Source organism: Dictyobacter formicarum (genome assembly GCF_016587435.1).
In genome coordinates, this window is the sequence record NZ_BNJJ01000009.1 from 319,478 (window position 1) to 335,858 (window position 16,381).

Here is a 16,381-nt window from a genome sequence, read left to right on the forward strand (position 1 = left end):
TATACTTGTCAATATTAGAGAGTGTCGGACTCCCACGCCCATAGTGGTCTCTCAGCCTCACGCTTCGCTCCTGCGGAACTCAAAAGAGGTTTTTTCTGTTGGTGCAAAAAGTGCGCATAGCGCACTTTTTGCACCAACAGAAAAAAAGAGATTGGGGGCGTCAGCGCCCCCAGGCTGGGGTATAACGTGCTTCCCATGATCATGGGAAGCAGACCCTCTCTTACGAACTTTGTTATTAGCAATAGGTATAAAGGTGTCTGTATGTCTCTTTCAACTGTACTATTGTTGTTTCTGGTGGCGGTCATTGGCGGAACACTCAATGCAGTGGCGGGCGGCGGAAGTTTCTTTACTTTTCCAGCTTTGATTTTTGCGGGCGTGCCGCCGATTCCAGCGAATGCGACCAGCACAGTTGCCATCTGGCCTGGATCGGTGGCCAGTGTGGGCGCCTATCGTCGCGAGTTAAAGGTGATCGAGCGCAGCCTGCTGATTATTCTGGTGGTTACCAGCTTGATTGGAGGGATCCTGGGAGCTCTCTTGCTCTTGATTACCCCGCCCTCCATTTTCACGACGCTACTCCCTTATTTGTTGTTGATCGCTACTCTGCTATTTGCTTTCAGTGGCCCGGTTACCAGACGCTTACGTATGCAGCGGGTTGAAAAGTCGTCCCTTTCGATTGGCCATCTGATTGGTATATCGGTCGCGCAACTGATTATCGCCATTTATGGCGGCTATTTTGGCGGCGGCATTGGTATTTTGATGCTGGCCACGCTGGCATTGATGGGTTTGGAAAACATCCATATTATGAATGGCCTCAAGACCTTGCTGGCATCCTGTATCAATGGTGTAGCTGTGATTACCTTTATTGTGGCCGGAGCCGTTTACTGGCCTGAAGCTATCGTGATGGTAGTGGGGGCCATTGTTGGCGGTTATGGTGGCGCCTATTTTGCGCGTAAGATTGATCAAAAGTGGATTCGTCTCTTTGTGATTGTGGTAGGATTCGCTATGACTTTGTATTTTTTTATCAAAGCCTGGTAAGTATTGGAACTGGTCATGTACGACGTCTGTTTTTTAGGATAGTTAACTGATGCTTTCATTTATATATGTGGCTTTTTAACTCACTGGAAATCTGGATTTTTGACATGAAGCAAGAGGAAAAAACTTCTCAATCTGGCATGGAAAAAAACGATCCACGTGTTGTGGCCTCTAATGCTAATGCTGGCAAAGAGGCTGTGCCACAACTGCAAACGGGGAAATGGACAACGTTATTGGTGGTGGCGATTGGCGTTTTTATGGCGACGCTGGATTCGTCGATCGTCAATATCAGTTTACCAGCGATCGCGAACAATTTTGGCGTTCCTCTGAGTGGAGCAATTGAATGGGTAGTGATCGCCTATCTGGTCGTGACGGCGGCGACCTTACTGACGGCTGGACGGCTAGCGGATATGATTGGCCGCAAGGCCGTCTGGCTAACCGGCCTGGTTTTTTTTACTGGTAGTTCGGCACTGTGTGGACTGGCTCCCAACCTGGCTTTTTTGATCGCGGCCCGCGCGCTGCAGGGTCTGGGTGGAGCACTCTTGCTGGCTGTTAGTCCCGCCATGCTGACCTCCGCTTTCTCTCCCCATGAACGTGGCCGTGCGCTGGGTCTTAATGCCATTACCGTATCGCTGGGAGTAAGCATTGGACCTATTCTGGGCGGCTTTATTACTGGCTACTTTACCTGGCGCTGGATTTTCTATGTGAACCTTCCCTTTGGCATCCTTGGCCTGATTGCCACGCTGGTGTTTATCAAAGAGAAAGTGCAGCGCCGTCCCGGTCGCTTTGATCCATTGGGGGCCGCCTTGCTGGCGATTGGACTGGCCTGTTTGACGGCAGGCCTCTCCTTTGCCCAGGAATTAGGTTGGAACTCGCTTCCGATTCTTATGCTGTTGATCGTGGGGCTGCTGGCATTGATTATACTGCCTTTTGTGGAGTTGCGGGTGCCTAATCCGGCTATTGTTCTTTCTCTGCTCAATAACCGCGTCTTTACCTCAGCTCTGCTTAGCCTGATAATTAGCTTCCTGGCCCTGTTCGCGGTCAGCTTTATGCTGCCATTCTACCTGGAGGAACTGCGTAGATTCCCTACGCAACTATCGGGCCTCCTGCTGACGCCATTGCCGCTAACCATTGCGTTTATTGCGCCTATCAGCGGCTCGTTGGCTGATCGCATCGGTACTCGTTGGCTGGCCGCCGGTGGGCTGGCGATTGCCTCTATTGGCCTGGTCTGCATTAGCTTCTTAAATGAGCGTAGCTCCATCTGGGATATTGTCTGGCCGCTTTTGGTGACTGGTATTGGACAGTCAATCTTCCAGACGCCGAATAATAGCGCATTATTGGGAGCGGCCCCTCCCCAGCATCAGGGCAGTGCCTCGGGCTTTCTGGCCACTGCTCGCACCATGGGGCAAAGTTTGAGTATTGCATTGGCCGGAGCGATTTTCGCCGCTCTGGGAGGTGCAACGGCTGGCAGGATACTGGTCTCTGGGAATGCCAGTGGCCAGCTAGCACAGTTGCAACGGACCTTTGTGTATAGCTTTCACCAGACCTTTGTTGTGTGTGCCTGCATCGCCGCGCTGGGGGTGCTGGCTTCTCTCGTGCGCGGCAAAGAGACACGCCGCCTGAAGACCCGATAGCGTATTTGTGGCGTTGTTTACCCTGAAAAGTATCACCCTTCGTCCTTCTTGAATAAGAAATATAAGGAAGGATAGCGCAAGCATGATCCTGATGTGTGTGATATGTATGCGGGGAAATAATGGGCACTCTATCGGGTGGAGATGTTATGATGACTAGAATTGCCAAGGATCGACCAGTTATCACAGTGGTGAGTGTTTTTACGGTCGAGCCAAAGAATCAGCAGCGCTTACTTAATATCTTAATTAAGGCAACAAATGTAGTGATACGCCATATGCCTGGTTATGTCTCGGCGAACTTTCATCAAAGTTTGGACGGGAGAAACGTGGTCAATTATGCACAATGGCGCAGTCAGGAAGATATTGAGGCGATGATGCGCGACGCCACTGTGCAAGAGTTTATGCAGGAAGTTAACAAACTGGCGACAGTGGCCTCTCAGTTGTACCGGGTAGCATATACTGATGAGGTCTTTCAGCGACCTCCAACCGCTGCCAGGCCCCTACCACAGGTTGGTAGTGCCTAAGAGAGAGAATTGGACAGGATAGCCAACGGCTGGCCGGAGTCAGACATGTCTGACTCCGGCCAGCCGTTGGCTATCCTGCCTTTTATCACCAATACACTAGCCCATTATGATCCATTGATAGAAATACTCGCTTTATTCGTCTTTACTAATATACGCCTATATAATCCATACATTGATATAGATCATTAAAGATGATAAAGGAGACAGAGGCGATGACCACTGGTGACGTTTCGGAGTATAACAAGCGTGGCGCTGACTATGCGCTGTCTGGCGATTATGAGCGAGCGCTGACAGAATTTAGTCAGGCGATCCAAAATCATCCTCAGGAAGCCTCCTCTTACTATAATCGGGCTCTAGTGTATCGTAGTTTGAGTGAATATGAGCAGGCTCTAAGAGATATCCAGCGGGTAATTGAACTTCAACCAACATATGGGCAGGCCTATTATCAACGCGGCATTATTTATTATTTGCAGCATAATAATCGGCGCGCGCTCTACGATTTCAGCATGGCTGTGGCTTTGAATGCACAGGATGTGCAGGCGCTGATCGGTCGTGGCCTGGTCTATAATGTGATGGAAGAGCATGAACAGGCTATCTTGAATCTGGATCGCGCTCTCGTTCTGGATGAACATAATGCTGGCCGCCTGGGCGCATATGCCAGCCGTGGACAGGCCTACGCGGCGCTGGAACGTTTAGACGAGGCGATCGCGGATTTCCAGCATGCCCTCTATTTTAAACCGCACGATGTGATCCTGCTCAATCGCCTGGGCGCTGCCTACACGGATAGTGGACGTCCCGAATGCGCGTTGGAACATTATCATAAAGCTCTTGACCTCCAACCACAGACGGCCTTTACGTATAATAATCGTGGCGAGGCTTATCGTCTGCTTGAACGCTATCCAGAGGCGATCGCGGATTTCGATCAAGCGCTATCGCTGGATGCCAATCTGGCGACCGTTTACTATAATCGGGGCCTGGCCCACGATGGATTGTCGGCGACGCAACAGGCGCTGGCTGATTATACCATGGCCCTCTCGCTGCACCCTACCTTTACAGCAGTCTACCATGATCGGGCTGGCATCTATGTGCGCCTCAAGCGTTACCAGGAAGCTGCGGCAGACTATAGTCGTATCCTGACCTATGATCCCTGTGATGTCATGGCCAGATTTAGCCGTGGCACTATGTATCTTTATCTGTCACAACCCAGGAATGCGATTGAAGATCTTAACCGAGCCATTGAGCTGCGACCAGATTTTGCCTGCGCCTATACCAATCGCGGCGAAGCTTATCTCTATTTACGTGACCTGAAGCAAGCGTCCCGTGATTGCAGCCGTAGCTGGCACCTGGATGCGTCGCACGCCGACCATGGCTGGATGGCGCAGTGGGTTGATATGTGCTTGTTACGGCCCGATGCTGCTGTGCCTGAACGCCTGGAACAGATCGCTACCGCTGAACCAGCCGTCTATGCCGCCTATGTCTGTCGTGGTGTCGCCCACTTCCTGGGACAGCGCCATACGCTGGCCCTCCAGGAACTCGAGTATGCGCTGGCCCTCGACCTGGATCGCTGGGACGCCCATTTCTGGAAAGGAATGATTAGCGCCAGCCTGGATCACGACGAGGAGGCCCTGACCTCACTTGAACGAGCCGTGGCCTTGAATATTCCTTCTATTTTACTGGCCCCGTTGCACTGGTTGCAGCAGGAACACGCAGATTTTTATGCCAGGCATGCGATGTCCTTCCTTAATCGGGCCTGATAGGCTATCGGAGCAAACCTTCAGGCAACCATATTTCCTACCAGAACAGAATATAATTCTTGTGGGCGAGTAAAATAAGTAATATTGGTGCTGGATAGAAAAGTAGGTGCCAAAGGGTAATTTGTGTATAGACGAATATAATTAAGCAGATCAAGAGAGGATTGCTGGCCCTCACACGAACTGTGTAAAGAAAAGATATGTTGTGGTTAATAGTTGGGGGGTGGAAATGGATATAGACGATCAACGTTTAGAGCTGGAGCCGGTCCTGGAGTCCCGGTATGTTGAAGAAAAGGAGCTGCTTCCGGCTGTGACTGCACCGACTCGGGTACTGGTTGTTGACGACCACGAGGTCGTACGTACAGGTATATGCGCTTTTCTGGCGGCCGAGCCAGATTTTTCAGTGGTAGGCGAGGTGTCGGAGGGCAATGCAGCTATCGCTCTGTCATTGGAGCTACATCCAGACATCATCTTGCTGGATGTCTTTTTAGGCCAGACCGATGGACTCGATATTGCTCAGCAGTTGTTGCGAGCCTGCCCTGATGCGCGTGTGGTCATTTTTACTGGCTGCTTTGATGATGAGTCGCTCTTTCGGGCCTTTCGTATTGGCGCGCATGGGTACTTGCAAAAATCGCTCTCAACCAGAGGCGTGCTGGCGGCGCTGCGAGCTGTCCGACAGGGCGAGCGTGTATTGATGGATGCCCATACCCTGACCCAGCTGCTGGACGAGTTTGGCCGTGTTAGCCGTGAGCAGACACGTATCCATTCGGGTCTGACCGAGACAGAGATTGAAATAGTACGGCTGGTGGGTGAGGGTTGCACAAATAAAGAAATTGCCCTGCGTCACTTCTGGAGCGAAGTTACTGTCAAGCGCAAGTTGCAAGAGATCTACCGCAAACTCCAGGTGTCAGATCGCGCCCAGGCGGTCGCCGAAGTTCTACGTATGGGTTTAATTTGAGAAAAAGGTGGGAGGATTATATGGAGGAGGTACAGACGCTCTGTCCACGCTGTCGGACAGAGAATGTGTTTACGGCCAAGAATTGCCAGCGGTGCCGGGTCAATCTCTATTGGGCTCAGCAGCACTATAAAGAACTGGTCAGTTTACGTCAGGAGCACCAGTTGACGGCCGATGCCCCGACTGCCTCGTTTCTTCTGGAAACCAGTCGCCGCATTGATACAGGCCCTACCGCTTCCTGGCTGCATAGGAGAAGAACTGCTACGTCCGTGTAGCAGGTGCGCCCCTGGCGGGCGCAGGCGCGCCCGAGCCCTTTTTAAAGCATGTCAGAAAGCCATAGGGTTCGCGCCTTCGGCCCCTGACGCTACGCGCCTGCGGCGCTCTTTAGACCTTTTATGTGTTGGTGCAACCTGTGCTTTGCGCACAGGTTGCACCAACACATAAAACAAGCTCGGGTGCGTATGCATCCGCCCGTACGGGAGCGCCTGGCTTCCCATTAAAGGCGCATAGCGGCCAGGGCCGCCATATGGCTGGCCGCCGCTATGGGAGGCTTCTCCATGCCGCCTGTATTAAACCACTGAGCCGCCTGGCGAATTCCATCTGGCAGGTCGACCTGCGGATAATAGCTCAGCTCGCGCCGCGCCTTTTCGATGCTATGGCGGTTATCCGTCCCAAACATCATGGCGCCCAGGCGCGTCACGATCGGCTTGCTCTGTGTCAGTGGGGCCAGCACATGCTCTGCCACCATGCTTCCATAGTAGACAGGCGTATAGGGCACGTGCAGCGCCGGTCGTTTTCCGCCTACTGCGTCGGCGATCAGGTTGAGCATTTGTAACTGTGTCAAAGGACGATCATTGGTAATGTTGTAGGTGTTACCGGGGGCATTGTGATGGTAGCCAGCCAGGATAAAACCCTGCGCGACATCCGTCACATAGCAGAAAGGCAGCATATTGGCGCCGCTGCCCAGCACAATTCCTTTGCCAGCTTTCAGTTTTTGCGCCATGCGCCCAAAGTGCAGATGGTCACCTGGACCAAAGAAGGTGCCCGGCCGTATGATGACCGTTTCCATATTGCTGGTGAGCAGTAGTCTGCGCAGTAAGCGATCAGCCTCTGCTTTGCTCAAGCTATATGGGTCAGGATCTGGTCTCAAGGCCGCACCCTCGGTTAGAAAGCGTCCATGTCCCAATCCGTAGACGGTGTGTGAGCTGGTATGCACAAAACGGCGCACTCCCGCTTGCTGGGCAGCCCGATACAAATTCAGGGTGCCCGTAACATTGACCAGGCGATAATCTGCCAGGGGACGCCAGACGCCCATCATGCCTGCCAGGTGAAACACCAGCTCAACGTCCTTGACCGCTGGACCTAATGTGGTGGGATCAGTAATATCTCCCCTGATTATCTCAATACCCTGCTGAATCAATAGATTGGCATCTTCAAGTGGTAAAATCAACGCGCGTAGCTGTTCGCCGCGCTTTTGGAGCTTTTTAATAAGGTAGCCGCCTAATAAACCAGTCGCACCAGTAATCAATATTTTCATTGTCTTCCCTCCAACCTCCATCGCATATATGGCTATGACGGTGTACAATATTTATAAGATTAGCTTGCCCAATTTATGGAACGAGTGATGTTATTATAAGGAACTCAGTACCCGTAAGTACTGATTTTATATGTCGTAAAAAGTCATACGGGTTAAAACGTTATTATCGACTGGTTGTTATTTTCTCTCTCGTTCGCTCTATCTAACATTGCTATAAAGGAGTAATCTATGGCTCGTGACCAAAAAGTAAAAAATAAAGCGACTAAGAAGCCTATCGCGGAAGTGCAGCAGACACCTGTGGAGACGGCCGCACCTGCGGAACCTGCTACAGCACCGTCGGCGGCCCCGCTGCAGGTCGTGGAACAGGACAATCGCAATACTGTTGCTGCTGTGCAGCCCTCATGGCCGTCGTGGCCCACATCCAAACCCGGCCCACGCTCGACCCCACCCCCTCCAGGAATGCGCTCATTTAATCCATTCCGCCCGGAACAGGTGAGCGAAATCGGCTATAACCAGGCGACTGGTGAACCCGGTAGCAATAGCCCATTGCGCTCTCTGCCCGATCCATCCATGGGTGACCTGGTCAGCTTTGACCAGAAGCCTACCGGCCAGGATATTCTGGGCAAGCGTAAGAAACGCTTGTAAGGAAAGCAAGCTTTTTGTCTACTAACGCGACCGCCGTCAGCCACATGAGAATTGGTTATCCATTGGATGACCAACGGAATGCGATGCTCAGTGAATGATGGCGGTTTTATTAATAAATTTTTTCAGCGCTGCCGAATAATAAAGATAAGGAGTTCTAAATTATGGAGACAACGCAGACCAACAAATTACGCTATGCGATTATTGGCGCCGGCGCTGGCGTGTTAGGAATGCATCGCCAGGCCCTGCAGTCGCCCTCGATCGCCGTGGTGGCGGTTTCAGATGTTAATCCAGAGGCCGCGCAGCAACGAGCAGAGGAGTGGAGCTGCCCCTCTTACTCGGATCATCGTCAGTTGTTGAGCGAGATACGGCCGGACGTGGCGGTGGTTATGACCCCGCATCCTTTCCATGCGCAGATCGCGATCGATTGTTTGCAGGCTGGTTGCCACGTGCTGGTAGAGAAGCCAATGGCCGTTCACGTTGGCGAGGCTGACGCGATGGTCGAGGCTGCCAACCAGGCCGGACGCCTGCTGGGTGTCGTTTTTCAGCACCGTTTCCGCCCCGAAATTCGGGCGGCCCATCAGCTATTGCAGAATGGGCAAATTGGTCGCATCCAGCATGTCACCATGTCAGCGGTATGGACTCGTACGGCGCGCTACTATCAGTCCGCTGGCTGGCGCGGCACCTGGAAGGGCGAAGGTGGCGGCGTCCTGATGAATCAAGCCCCTCATCACCTGGATCTGCTGTGTCACCTGGTGGGCCAGCCCGCCCGTGTCTTTAGCTGGACCAGGCGTTTCCTGCACTCGATTGAGACCGAAGATACGGTGGAGGCTACCCTGGAATGGCCCGATGGAGCACTGGGCTCGCTCCATATCAGCACCGCCGAGGCCGACCAGGCCGAATACCTGAAGATCGTCGGTACGCATGGACAGCTGGAGCTCAATGGCGGCAAATTAAGCGCTCGTGGACTGGAAATGGATATCGCCGACTTTGTGGCTACTTCTCCTAAGCCGATGGCCGCCCCGGCCAGCCACGAGCTGCCGATTACCCTGGATACAACGACCGCTGGTAATCACGCTGCCGTCTATCAAGCTTTCAATGATGCTGTCCTGCATAGTACGCCCTTTACCTCAGCGGGAGCGCAAGGGATTATGGCGCTAGAGCTAGCGAATGCCTGTATATATTCTAACTATACCCACAGCGCGGCTGACCTGCCGCTGGACCGACAGAAATATGCAGCTCTACTGGTAGACCTCATCGACAAAAAAAGTTTGTAATCTCGGTATTTACACATGAATAGTAATGTTATTATACATGGAGAGAAAAACCGGCTGAATGGCCAATACATGTCACATAACGCCGGGCAAACGAAACACAGCAAGGAACACGAAACATCATAGGTGCGCCCGCAAGGCACACCTATGATGTTTCGTGTTCCTTGCTGCTTGTAATCATGTATTTCATCTAATACCACGCCTATTTTTACCCCCTTTTACCCCTAAACATAGCTAATGACCTGATATATTAACATGTTTCATTGTTGTAGGTAGTGTATATTGCAACTATACGTCTGTGATCATCAATGTAGGCATAACACAATCTGATAGTGCACTTGATAGTGTACTTGATAGTGTAAAAGGTTACAGGATGCATTAAAGATGTTTGCGGGGGGTCTGCAAATTGTATATTCGAAAGAGGATACATTGCAAACACAACGACGAAGCTGGAAAACTCCCCAGCGGTACAACGTAGTGAGTTTTGTAGTGAGTGCTTGTTTTATCATCGTCTTTGGAATTGGCTTAGTTGGAGTAACGTCGCGAGCGAATATGGAGGGTGCGCACGCGCGAACTATTGTTGCTTGCTCACAGGCTGATCGCATTCATACTGTAATCAGGAATGAGACACTTGCGAGTATTGCAGCGTATTATGGTCTTGGCGAACGGAGTATTGTGGCCTATAATCACTTGGGTGGCCCCAATTCAATTTACATCAACCAGAGTATTTGTATTCCGAGCATACCGATAGAAGACATGAGTAGCGCTATTCATACGCATAAGTTGCTGCGTAAATTAGCGGCACCTATGGCACTGGTGAGGAAAACAGCTCACATGGATTTAGAGGAGCGCGATCAGCCAGCGGCTCCAGAATTTCAAGCTGTGCCATCCCCAGAATCAGATTTACCTATCAGTTCAATTGTGCCTAGAAGAGCACGGGGGGGATTGGCAGTCCTGGCTCCATTCTCAATGGCGGTCAGCTTTCGCAATGCATATCCGACCGGGCAATGTACCTGGTGGGCCGCGGAGCGCTACTATCAATTGCACGATGTATTTGTGCCATGGATGAATGCTAATGCTGGAGGATGGGTCGATCGTGCCCAGCAATTTGGGTGGCATGTATCCAGCATTCCCACGGTTGGCTCGATTATCGTCCTGCAGGGGGGCGTGCAAGGATCCTCGCTCGTAGGACATGTTGCTGTAGTTGAACAGGTTCTTAACAATCAAGCAGTGATTGCCAGTTCGATGAACTGGGGAAACAATCCCAACGCGGTCACAAACACTGTATTCTATACTGGGACTGGCGTAGCTTTCATAAGTCAGTAAGTTCGTTGCTGGACGCCTGCCTGTAGTATTTTTGTCCCTCACTTCATCTGTCGAAGATGCATAGAGGACGCATAGGCGGGCTAGTGATAACGTTTAAAGACCCCATGCATATTGTTTCTATCAGGAGCAGTTGCAGAGGCAACTCTCCCGGTTGCCCTTACAGCATGACGGCCAGGCATCACACTGATGCCTGGCCCCCGCATTTTATCCCCACCCTTAGCGCCCGCCCATCACTTGTATAGTTTACCCCTCATAGTATAGTGTACTTGACATTACTTTGACTATTAGGTAAATTGGTGACTGTGTAGTCATTGTTTGTTTGAGTTAGTCATAAAACTAGTGAGTTAGACTTATGGATACATATACACAGGCCTGGGCGGGTTCGCGTCCGGGATGCCTGATCTTTTTGCTTGATCAATCTGGCTCAATGGCTGATCCGTTTGGGATGGCTCAGGCCGGAGCGGGCCGGCGCAAATGTGATATGGTGGCAACGGTATTGAATAGCTTCTTAAATGAATTGATTGTTGCCAATACTGTGGCCCAGAGAGATGGTACTACTGAGGTGCGACCACGTGCCGAAGTTGCGGTGCTGGGTTACGAAGGTATTTCGGTGGTGCCAGTTTTGCAGAGCAATCTTTCGGGTCAGAACTTTATCAGCCTGCCGGAGTTGCAGATGAATCCGTTTGACATCGAGAGGCGTAAGCGCACAGAGATCGATGACACCGGCCAGGAAATCGAAATCACAGTACCTTTTCCGGTCTGGGTGAAGGCAAAAGCCGGTGGTGGTACTCCCATGTGTATGGCTCTGGAACAGGCCCGTGACCTGGCGCAGGAATGGGCCGCTAACCATCCTGACAGCTATCCGCCCGTTATTATTAATGTGACCGATGGTGTGGCAAGCGATGGTGATCCGTCGACGGTGGCGCGGGAGATCAGCGAAATTCGTACTAATGATGGGCATGCCTTACTCTTCAATGTTCATATTACCGATTTCAACCTGGCGCCCCTGGTTTATCCAGCCAGCAGTGACGAGTTGCCCGCTGATGCATATGCTCGTTTGCTGTTTGATATTTCCAGTGAGATTCCTGAGAGCAGCTGCCAGTTGTTGCGTTCGTTGCTGAGCAAGGACATTCAGCCAGGTGCACGTGGCATCATCTTTAATGGGGACGCCGCTTCGGTGCGCCAGATGTTTGTCTTTGCCAGTGTCCCGGCTACCCAGCCTTTGAATGTTAATGAATAGGTGAACGCGCTACGCGTAAGAAACTGAATTTGTATGTATGCACATGTAACCAGGTTGCAATGTTGGAAATCTGAGCACAATGATCAGACCTGTGAAGATGCCTATGGTATAAACCTTGCTGAGGGGTTGTTGGTAGTTGCTGATGGGGTGGGAACAACGTTATTTTCCAATATCTGGGCCAGACATCTCGTAGATCATTTCTTAGCTACGCCTCTTCTCAGCGAAGATCCTTTTGAGGTTGAGTGGTGGTTGCGCGTGGCACAGGAGCAATTTCAGCAGTCACTACCGCCTCTTGAGGGTATGCCCTGGAATGTGAAGCAAAAAGTACAGAGCGAAGGCAGCTTTTCGACTCTGGCAACGTTACGCATGCTTACGGCGGTCGGGACCGGTGAGACCTCTTATGTCCAGGCTAAAATGCTTGCTTTTGGAGATAGCTGTATCTTTATCCATAAAGCTGCCGCCCCGACTGTACTTTCTTTCCCACTGGCGCAGGCAACCGATTTCAATCAGCCGCCGATCAGTCTACCTTCAAAGTTGAGTGCGTTCCACCGCTATTTTCAGCGTGGCATGACGCATTGCATAAATCTGCATGCGGGAGATCGTGTGTTGCTGACGACGGATGCTGTGGCCCGTTGGATTATAGAGGCCGAAAATCGGGTGGGCGAGAGTGCTTTGAGCGCTTTTCATGCGATAGCAGAGCAGACGCCTGAGAGCTGGCCGGGTTTTGTTGGGGCCTGCCGTATGGCTGGATCGATGGTTGACGATGATAGTACGGCCATTCTGCTCTCGCTCAACGCGCATCCGATCGATGGCAGCGAGACCATGCTGGGCACGACCATGGCACATCGACCGGAGGTGCGCGCCAGCCGGAGAGATGCCTTTCTACAGGCCGTGCAGGAGCAAAATAAAGAACTGGCCGCGATCACCTTCGGGGATGGCCAGGACCTGGAGCAAGAGGGCGTCTTTTTTCCGCATGAGCAGAAGCAGCAGGCTCGCCAGGTGGCCGATGCGTTGCGCGAAATGCTAACTGTGCTGCGGCGCGAAATCAATGGTCCACAGGCCGCCCAAATGATTCTGCCAACGTGGAGGAAGTATGAGCCGCTGTTGCTGGAGGAGCCCTGTGCCGCCGCGGTACGCAAGACGTTGACGCGGCTCGGTATCGTGTTAGAGGCGCCAGTAGATCCTACCATGGTTGGCTGGGCGTTGCCGTCAACCACTGCCGCACCCATGCAAATAGTGTTTAAGAGCCAGGAGCAACTCCAACTGGAGCAGGCCTTGAGCGAGGCCCTGCGTTCAAATGATGATATGAACATTGTTGAAGCTACAGCCGCCCTGCAGAACTCTCCCTACGCTGGCTCGGTTAACCTTTCCAGGCGCGATCAGGAACGTATTCGGCAGGCTGCGCTGCGTGAGCAGGATCGTCTGCGCATACAACACGCCATTGCCAGCAAGCACATAGAGCAGATTGTTCTGGCCTCAGACCTGATGGGTCGTAACCTTACCTGCCTTTCGCAAGATGAGCACCAGATCGTGTTGCTGGCCCAGCACTGGGTGGATGCGCGCCGTGCTCAGGATGACCAGGCCGTGTTAGAGGCGGTCGAAGCCATCCTCGTTTCTCCCTATAGTGAGACACTCCTGTTTCCTGAGCAGGATAAAGCCTATCTGGCGCAGCTATGGCAGCAGAAGCAGCAGACAGTGGCGGCCACGCTGGAGGTTGTTAACCATAACGGTCCCGGCATCAGTGAAGCCTGGTTCAGGAAAGTGTGTGCAGTTAAGCGCATCTATTTAATGCACTGGATCTACCAGAAGATCAGCGATGTCGAACTAGAGCAGTCCACGCTGGATGACCTGGTCAATGCCCCCCTCATCCAGGAGGGTATTCGGGCTGTCAACAGCAGTGGCGTTGGTATGCCGCTGTTACCAGAGATCCTGCTACCGGATATATGGCAAGCCTTTAAGAGCGATCCTATGGTTAACTATGGGTCCCTGCTACAAGAGCTGGAGCTGACCGAAGGCCAGCTCAAAGATATCCTGCTCATCTTCCTGAATCGCCAACTTTTTGAGGATTACCTGCTCTGGGAGCAATCTACGCAACTTGACGATTGGTTACAGGTCGCGCATGGTTATGATGCCGTTGAATTCAGGCAGCGCCTGGAACATGCTTGCCCCTGGGTGATGAATTTAAGCTGGTGGAAGGGATGATGTCATGCCTGATCGTCTTGCCTATGATGAGGCGATGCTTTTTTCGGCGGTCCGGCTCAAGGTTACGGATCCCGATATAAAGCAAGGAAAAGTTGCTACACTGACCACGCAGACTGCACTGGGACCCGTCGAACGTCCCTGGGGTATTGAAGGCGGCTTCGCGGTCGTCTATAAGTTTATGACCAGTAGTGGCAGGGCACGGGCCCTGCGCTGTTTCCGTGTGCCTATCGATGCCGATATGCGTTTTCGTTATGAGCGTATCGGCGCTTTCTTTCGCACTCATCTTCCCGAGATTACGGTAGACTGTTCTTACTATGCCGATGGCCTGGTCGTCAAAGAGCAGGGAGTGTCGCCGTCGCGTGCCTATCCAGTGATCGATATGGAGTGGGTCGATGGCCTTACCCTGCTCGAAATGGTGGACGAATGTTGCCGCCACCGCAATACAAAACATCTGCAGCAGTTGGTCCAGCAGTGGTCTCAGCTGATTGTCCAGCTGCGCCAATGTGGCATGGCCCATGGGGACCTGGCTGGCGTCAATGTGATGTGCCACGCCGATGGTCGCATGGTGTTGGTGGACTACGATGGTGTGTATTTACCCGAATTTGGACCTGGCGCGGCCAATCTACAGCGCGTCTTGCTTGGTCAGCCCGATTATCAGCATCCACACATGGCGGCGCGTCCCTTTAGCGCCACGATGGATGATTTCTCGGCGCTGGTGATCTATACAGCTTTGCTGGCCCTCGCGCGACGACCTGAATTGTGGGAAACATATGCGAAGCGCGATGCGCAGGGAAAATTGCTGGATACTAATCTTTTATTTACCCGTCAGGACTATCAAGATCCAGACCACTCCAGCCTGTGGCAGGCACTGGCAGGCTTGAAAGATGAACAGGTGGCCAGCGCGGTAGCCGCATTACGGCGCTCCTGCCAGCAACCAGTTGAGCAGGTGCGTTTCCCCTGGTACCTGCTCGAGCAGCCTTCTGAGTGTGGACCCCTGCCGTCTTTGTCTTCCCCAATTCCGAATGTGGCCAGGTCGGGTGTCGTGCCCGTACCACCTGTGGCGCAGCGCTCTCAGGTGGTACAGAGCGCCATCGGCAGCGGCACCGACAGTCGTCCGCTTACGCGGTCCACCCCAGGCCTTACCTTGCGTGAGTGGGAACGTCAGTTCTCTGAACAGGTGGCCGCTTTCAAGCAGATATGCCAGAGTGAGGATGACGAGGCGATCGCCGCCGCCTATGAAGAGATCAGCAATTTTGGACATTTCGATGAGCTGCTCTTCCCGTCGGCGCTGCTGCAGCGTGCTCGCCTGGCGCAACAGCGTCGCAGCGCCCTGGCGCGTTTTCGCATGGCCCTGTCCACTAAGCGCCCCCTCCAGATGGCTACGGCCTACGATGCGTCCTTGCTGAACGCCTCTCAGAGCGTGACGCCGCGTGAGAGATCGGTGCTGGCGCTGGCTCATGCTTTCCAACAGGCCTGTAGCGCGAACGATAGTGATGCCTTGCTGGCGGCCTATCAAGCGATTCAGGATTCGCCCTATCAACGCTCCTTCGCTTTTTCCGCCCGGGAGCTGGCGCTGGTCAGTACAGCTCAGGCTTACCTGACGATGCGGCACGAGGTACTGCAGGGGATTGCCAACGACGACGATGCGCTCATACGCCATGCCTACCAACCCGAGCTGGAGCAGCGTTTTACGGCGTTCTCGCCTGCGCAACAGCTACGCATCAAAGGAGCCCTGGCGTCCGCTGAGATTGAGCAGGCGCTCTCAGAGCATGACTACGCTGCGGCGCTGCTGCGCGCATGGCCATTGGCTGCCACGCAGCTCAGTAAGCTAACCTGCTTCAAACTACAGAAAGCGGCCCTGCGCTTGATCCGTCAGCAAGACCTGAGCGAGCTAAGCGCAGCCATCCGTCGGCGTGATGGCGCGACTTATCTCAGCCTCAGCTGGCGCTGGCCTGCTTATCCACTGGTGCAGCATGCCGTGATTGTCTGGAGTAGCGAACACTGGCCGCCCAGACTGGCCAACCACGTCAAGCAACCAACTGCTGAGCATCACCTCTGGGTTCAGCGCCCGAACGGCCAGGTTCAGGGCTCATGTGAGATCTTGCTGGATACGCCGGTCGGAGCGCATCTATATATCCAGGGCTACAGCGCTCTACGTGATTCCTGGGATGAACAGGAGCGCTGTTTCTTCGCAGATGGCTGCGCCCTGACCTCTCAGTGCAAACTGGCCGTTACAGCATGACTGTCGGTATGGCAACTGTACAGCA

Annotated in this window: 13 protein-coding genes; 12 read left to right on the forward strand and 1 reads right to left on the reverse strand. The window is 53.0% G+C overall.

Annotated elements, in window-relative coordinates:
- The first annotated feature begins 261 nt into the window (after window positions 1-261).
- The 6 genes from JMI88_RS17745 (at window position 262) to JMI88_RS17770 (ending at window position 6,168) form a co-directional block, all read left to right on the forward strand.
- Window positions 262-1,035: a sulfite exporter TauE/SafE family protein gene (locus JMI88_RS17745; RefSeq protein WP_236022955.1), complete on the forward strand. Its 774-nt coding sequence runs from the start codon at window positions 262-264 to the stop codon at window positions 1,033-1,035.
- Window positions 1,036-1,139: 104 nt separating this feature from the next.
- Entirely contained in the window at window positions 1,140-2,666 is a 1,527-nt protein-coding gene (locus tag JMI88_RS17750) for an MFS transporter (protein WP_236022956.1), read from the forward strand.
- Between the two features lie 146 nt (window positions 2,667-2,812).
- Window positions 2,813-3,187 (forward strand): putative quinol monooxygenase, encoded by a 375-nt coding sequence (locus JMI88_RS17755; RefSeq protein ID WP_201363262.1) that lies wholly within the window; start codon window positions 2,813-2,815, stop codon window positions 3,185-3,187.
- A 212-nt stretch (window positions 3,188-3,399) separates the two neighbouring features.
- Window positions 3,400-4,941, forward strand: a complete 1,542-nt coding sequence (locus JMI88_RS17760; protein WP_201363263.1) for a tetratricopeptide repeat protein — start codon at window positions 3,400-3,402, stop codon at window positions 4,939-4,941.
- Window positions 4,942-5,167: 226 nt separating this feature from the next.
- Window positions 5,168-5,896: a response regulator gene (locus JMI88_RS17765; RefSeq protein ID WP_201363264.1), complete on the forward strand. Its 729-nt coding sequence runs from the start codon at window positions 5,168-5,170 to the stop codon at window positions 5,894-5,896.
- Window positions 5,897-5,916: 20 nt separating this feature from the next.
- Window positions 5,917-6,168, forward strand: coding sequence for a hypothetical protein (locus tag JMI88_RS17770; protein ID WP_201363265.1), 252 nt, complete (start codon window positions 5,917-5,919; stop codon window positions 6,166-6,168).
- A 221-nt stretch (window positions 6,169-6,389) separates the two neighbouring features.
- Here the strand turns inward: JMI88_RS17770 and JMI88_RS17775 are convergent, their stop codons facing one another.
- Window positions 6,390-7,430: an NAD-dependent epimerase/dehydratase family protein gene (locus JMI88_RS17775; protein WP_201363266.1), complete on the reverse strand. Its 1,041-nt coding sequence runs from the start codon at window positions 7,428-7,430 to the stop codon at window positions 6,390-6,392.
- A 228-nt stretch (window positions 7,431-7,658) separates the two neighbouring features.
- On the opposite strand from JMI88_RS17775, the gene JMI88_RS17780 reads away from it, so the two are divergent.
- The 6 genes from JMI88_RS17780 (at window position 7,659) to JMI88_RS17805 (ending at window position 16,356) form a co-directional block, all read left to right on the forward strand.
- Window positions 7,659-8,075 (forward strand): hypothetical protein, encoded by a 417-nt coding sequence (locus JMI88_RS17780; RefSeq protein ID WP_201363267.1) that lies wholly within the window; start codon window positions 7,659-7,661, stop codon window positions 8,073-8,075.
- A gap of 161 nt (window positions 8,076-8,236) precedes the next feature.
- On the forward strand, window positions 8,237-9,349 hold the full coding sequence (locus JMI88_RS17785) for a Gfo/Idh/MocA family protein (RefSeq protein ID WP_201363268.1): 1,113 nt from the start codon (window positions 8,237-8,239) through the stop codon (window positions 9,347-9,349).
- 426 nt (window positions 9,350-9,775) lie between these two features.
- Complete coding sequence (locus JMI88_RS17790; RefSeq protein ID WP_201363269.1) at window positions 9,776-10,672, forward strand: COG3942 and LysM peptidoglycan-binding domain-containing protein; 897 nt, start codon at window positions 9,776-9,778, stop codon at window positions 10,670-10,672.
- 352 nt (window positions 10,673-11,024) lie between these two features.
- On the forward strand, window positions 11,025-11,912 hold the full coding sequence (locus tag JMI88_RS17795) for a vWA domain-containing protein (protein WP_201363270.1): 888 nt from the start codon (window positions 11,025-11,027) through the stop codon (window positions 11,910-11,912).
- 33 nt (window positions 11,913-11,945) lie between these two features.
- Entirely contained in the window at window positions 11,946-14,114 is a 2,169-nt protein-coding gene (locus JMI88_RS17800) for a hypothetical protein (protein ID WP_201363271.1), read from the forward strand.
- Between the two features lie 4 nt (window positions 14,115-14,118).
- The gene (locus JMI88_RS17805; protein ID WP_201363272.1) at window positions 14,119-16,356 is read left to right on the forward strand and encodes a protein kinase family protein; all 2,238 of its coding nucleotides are present in this window, start codon (window positions 14,119-14,121) and stop codon (window positions 16,354-16,356) included.
- Window positions 16,357-16,381: the final 25 nt, after the last annotated feature.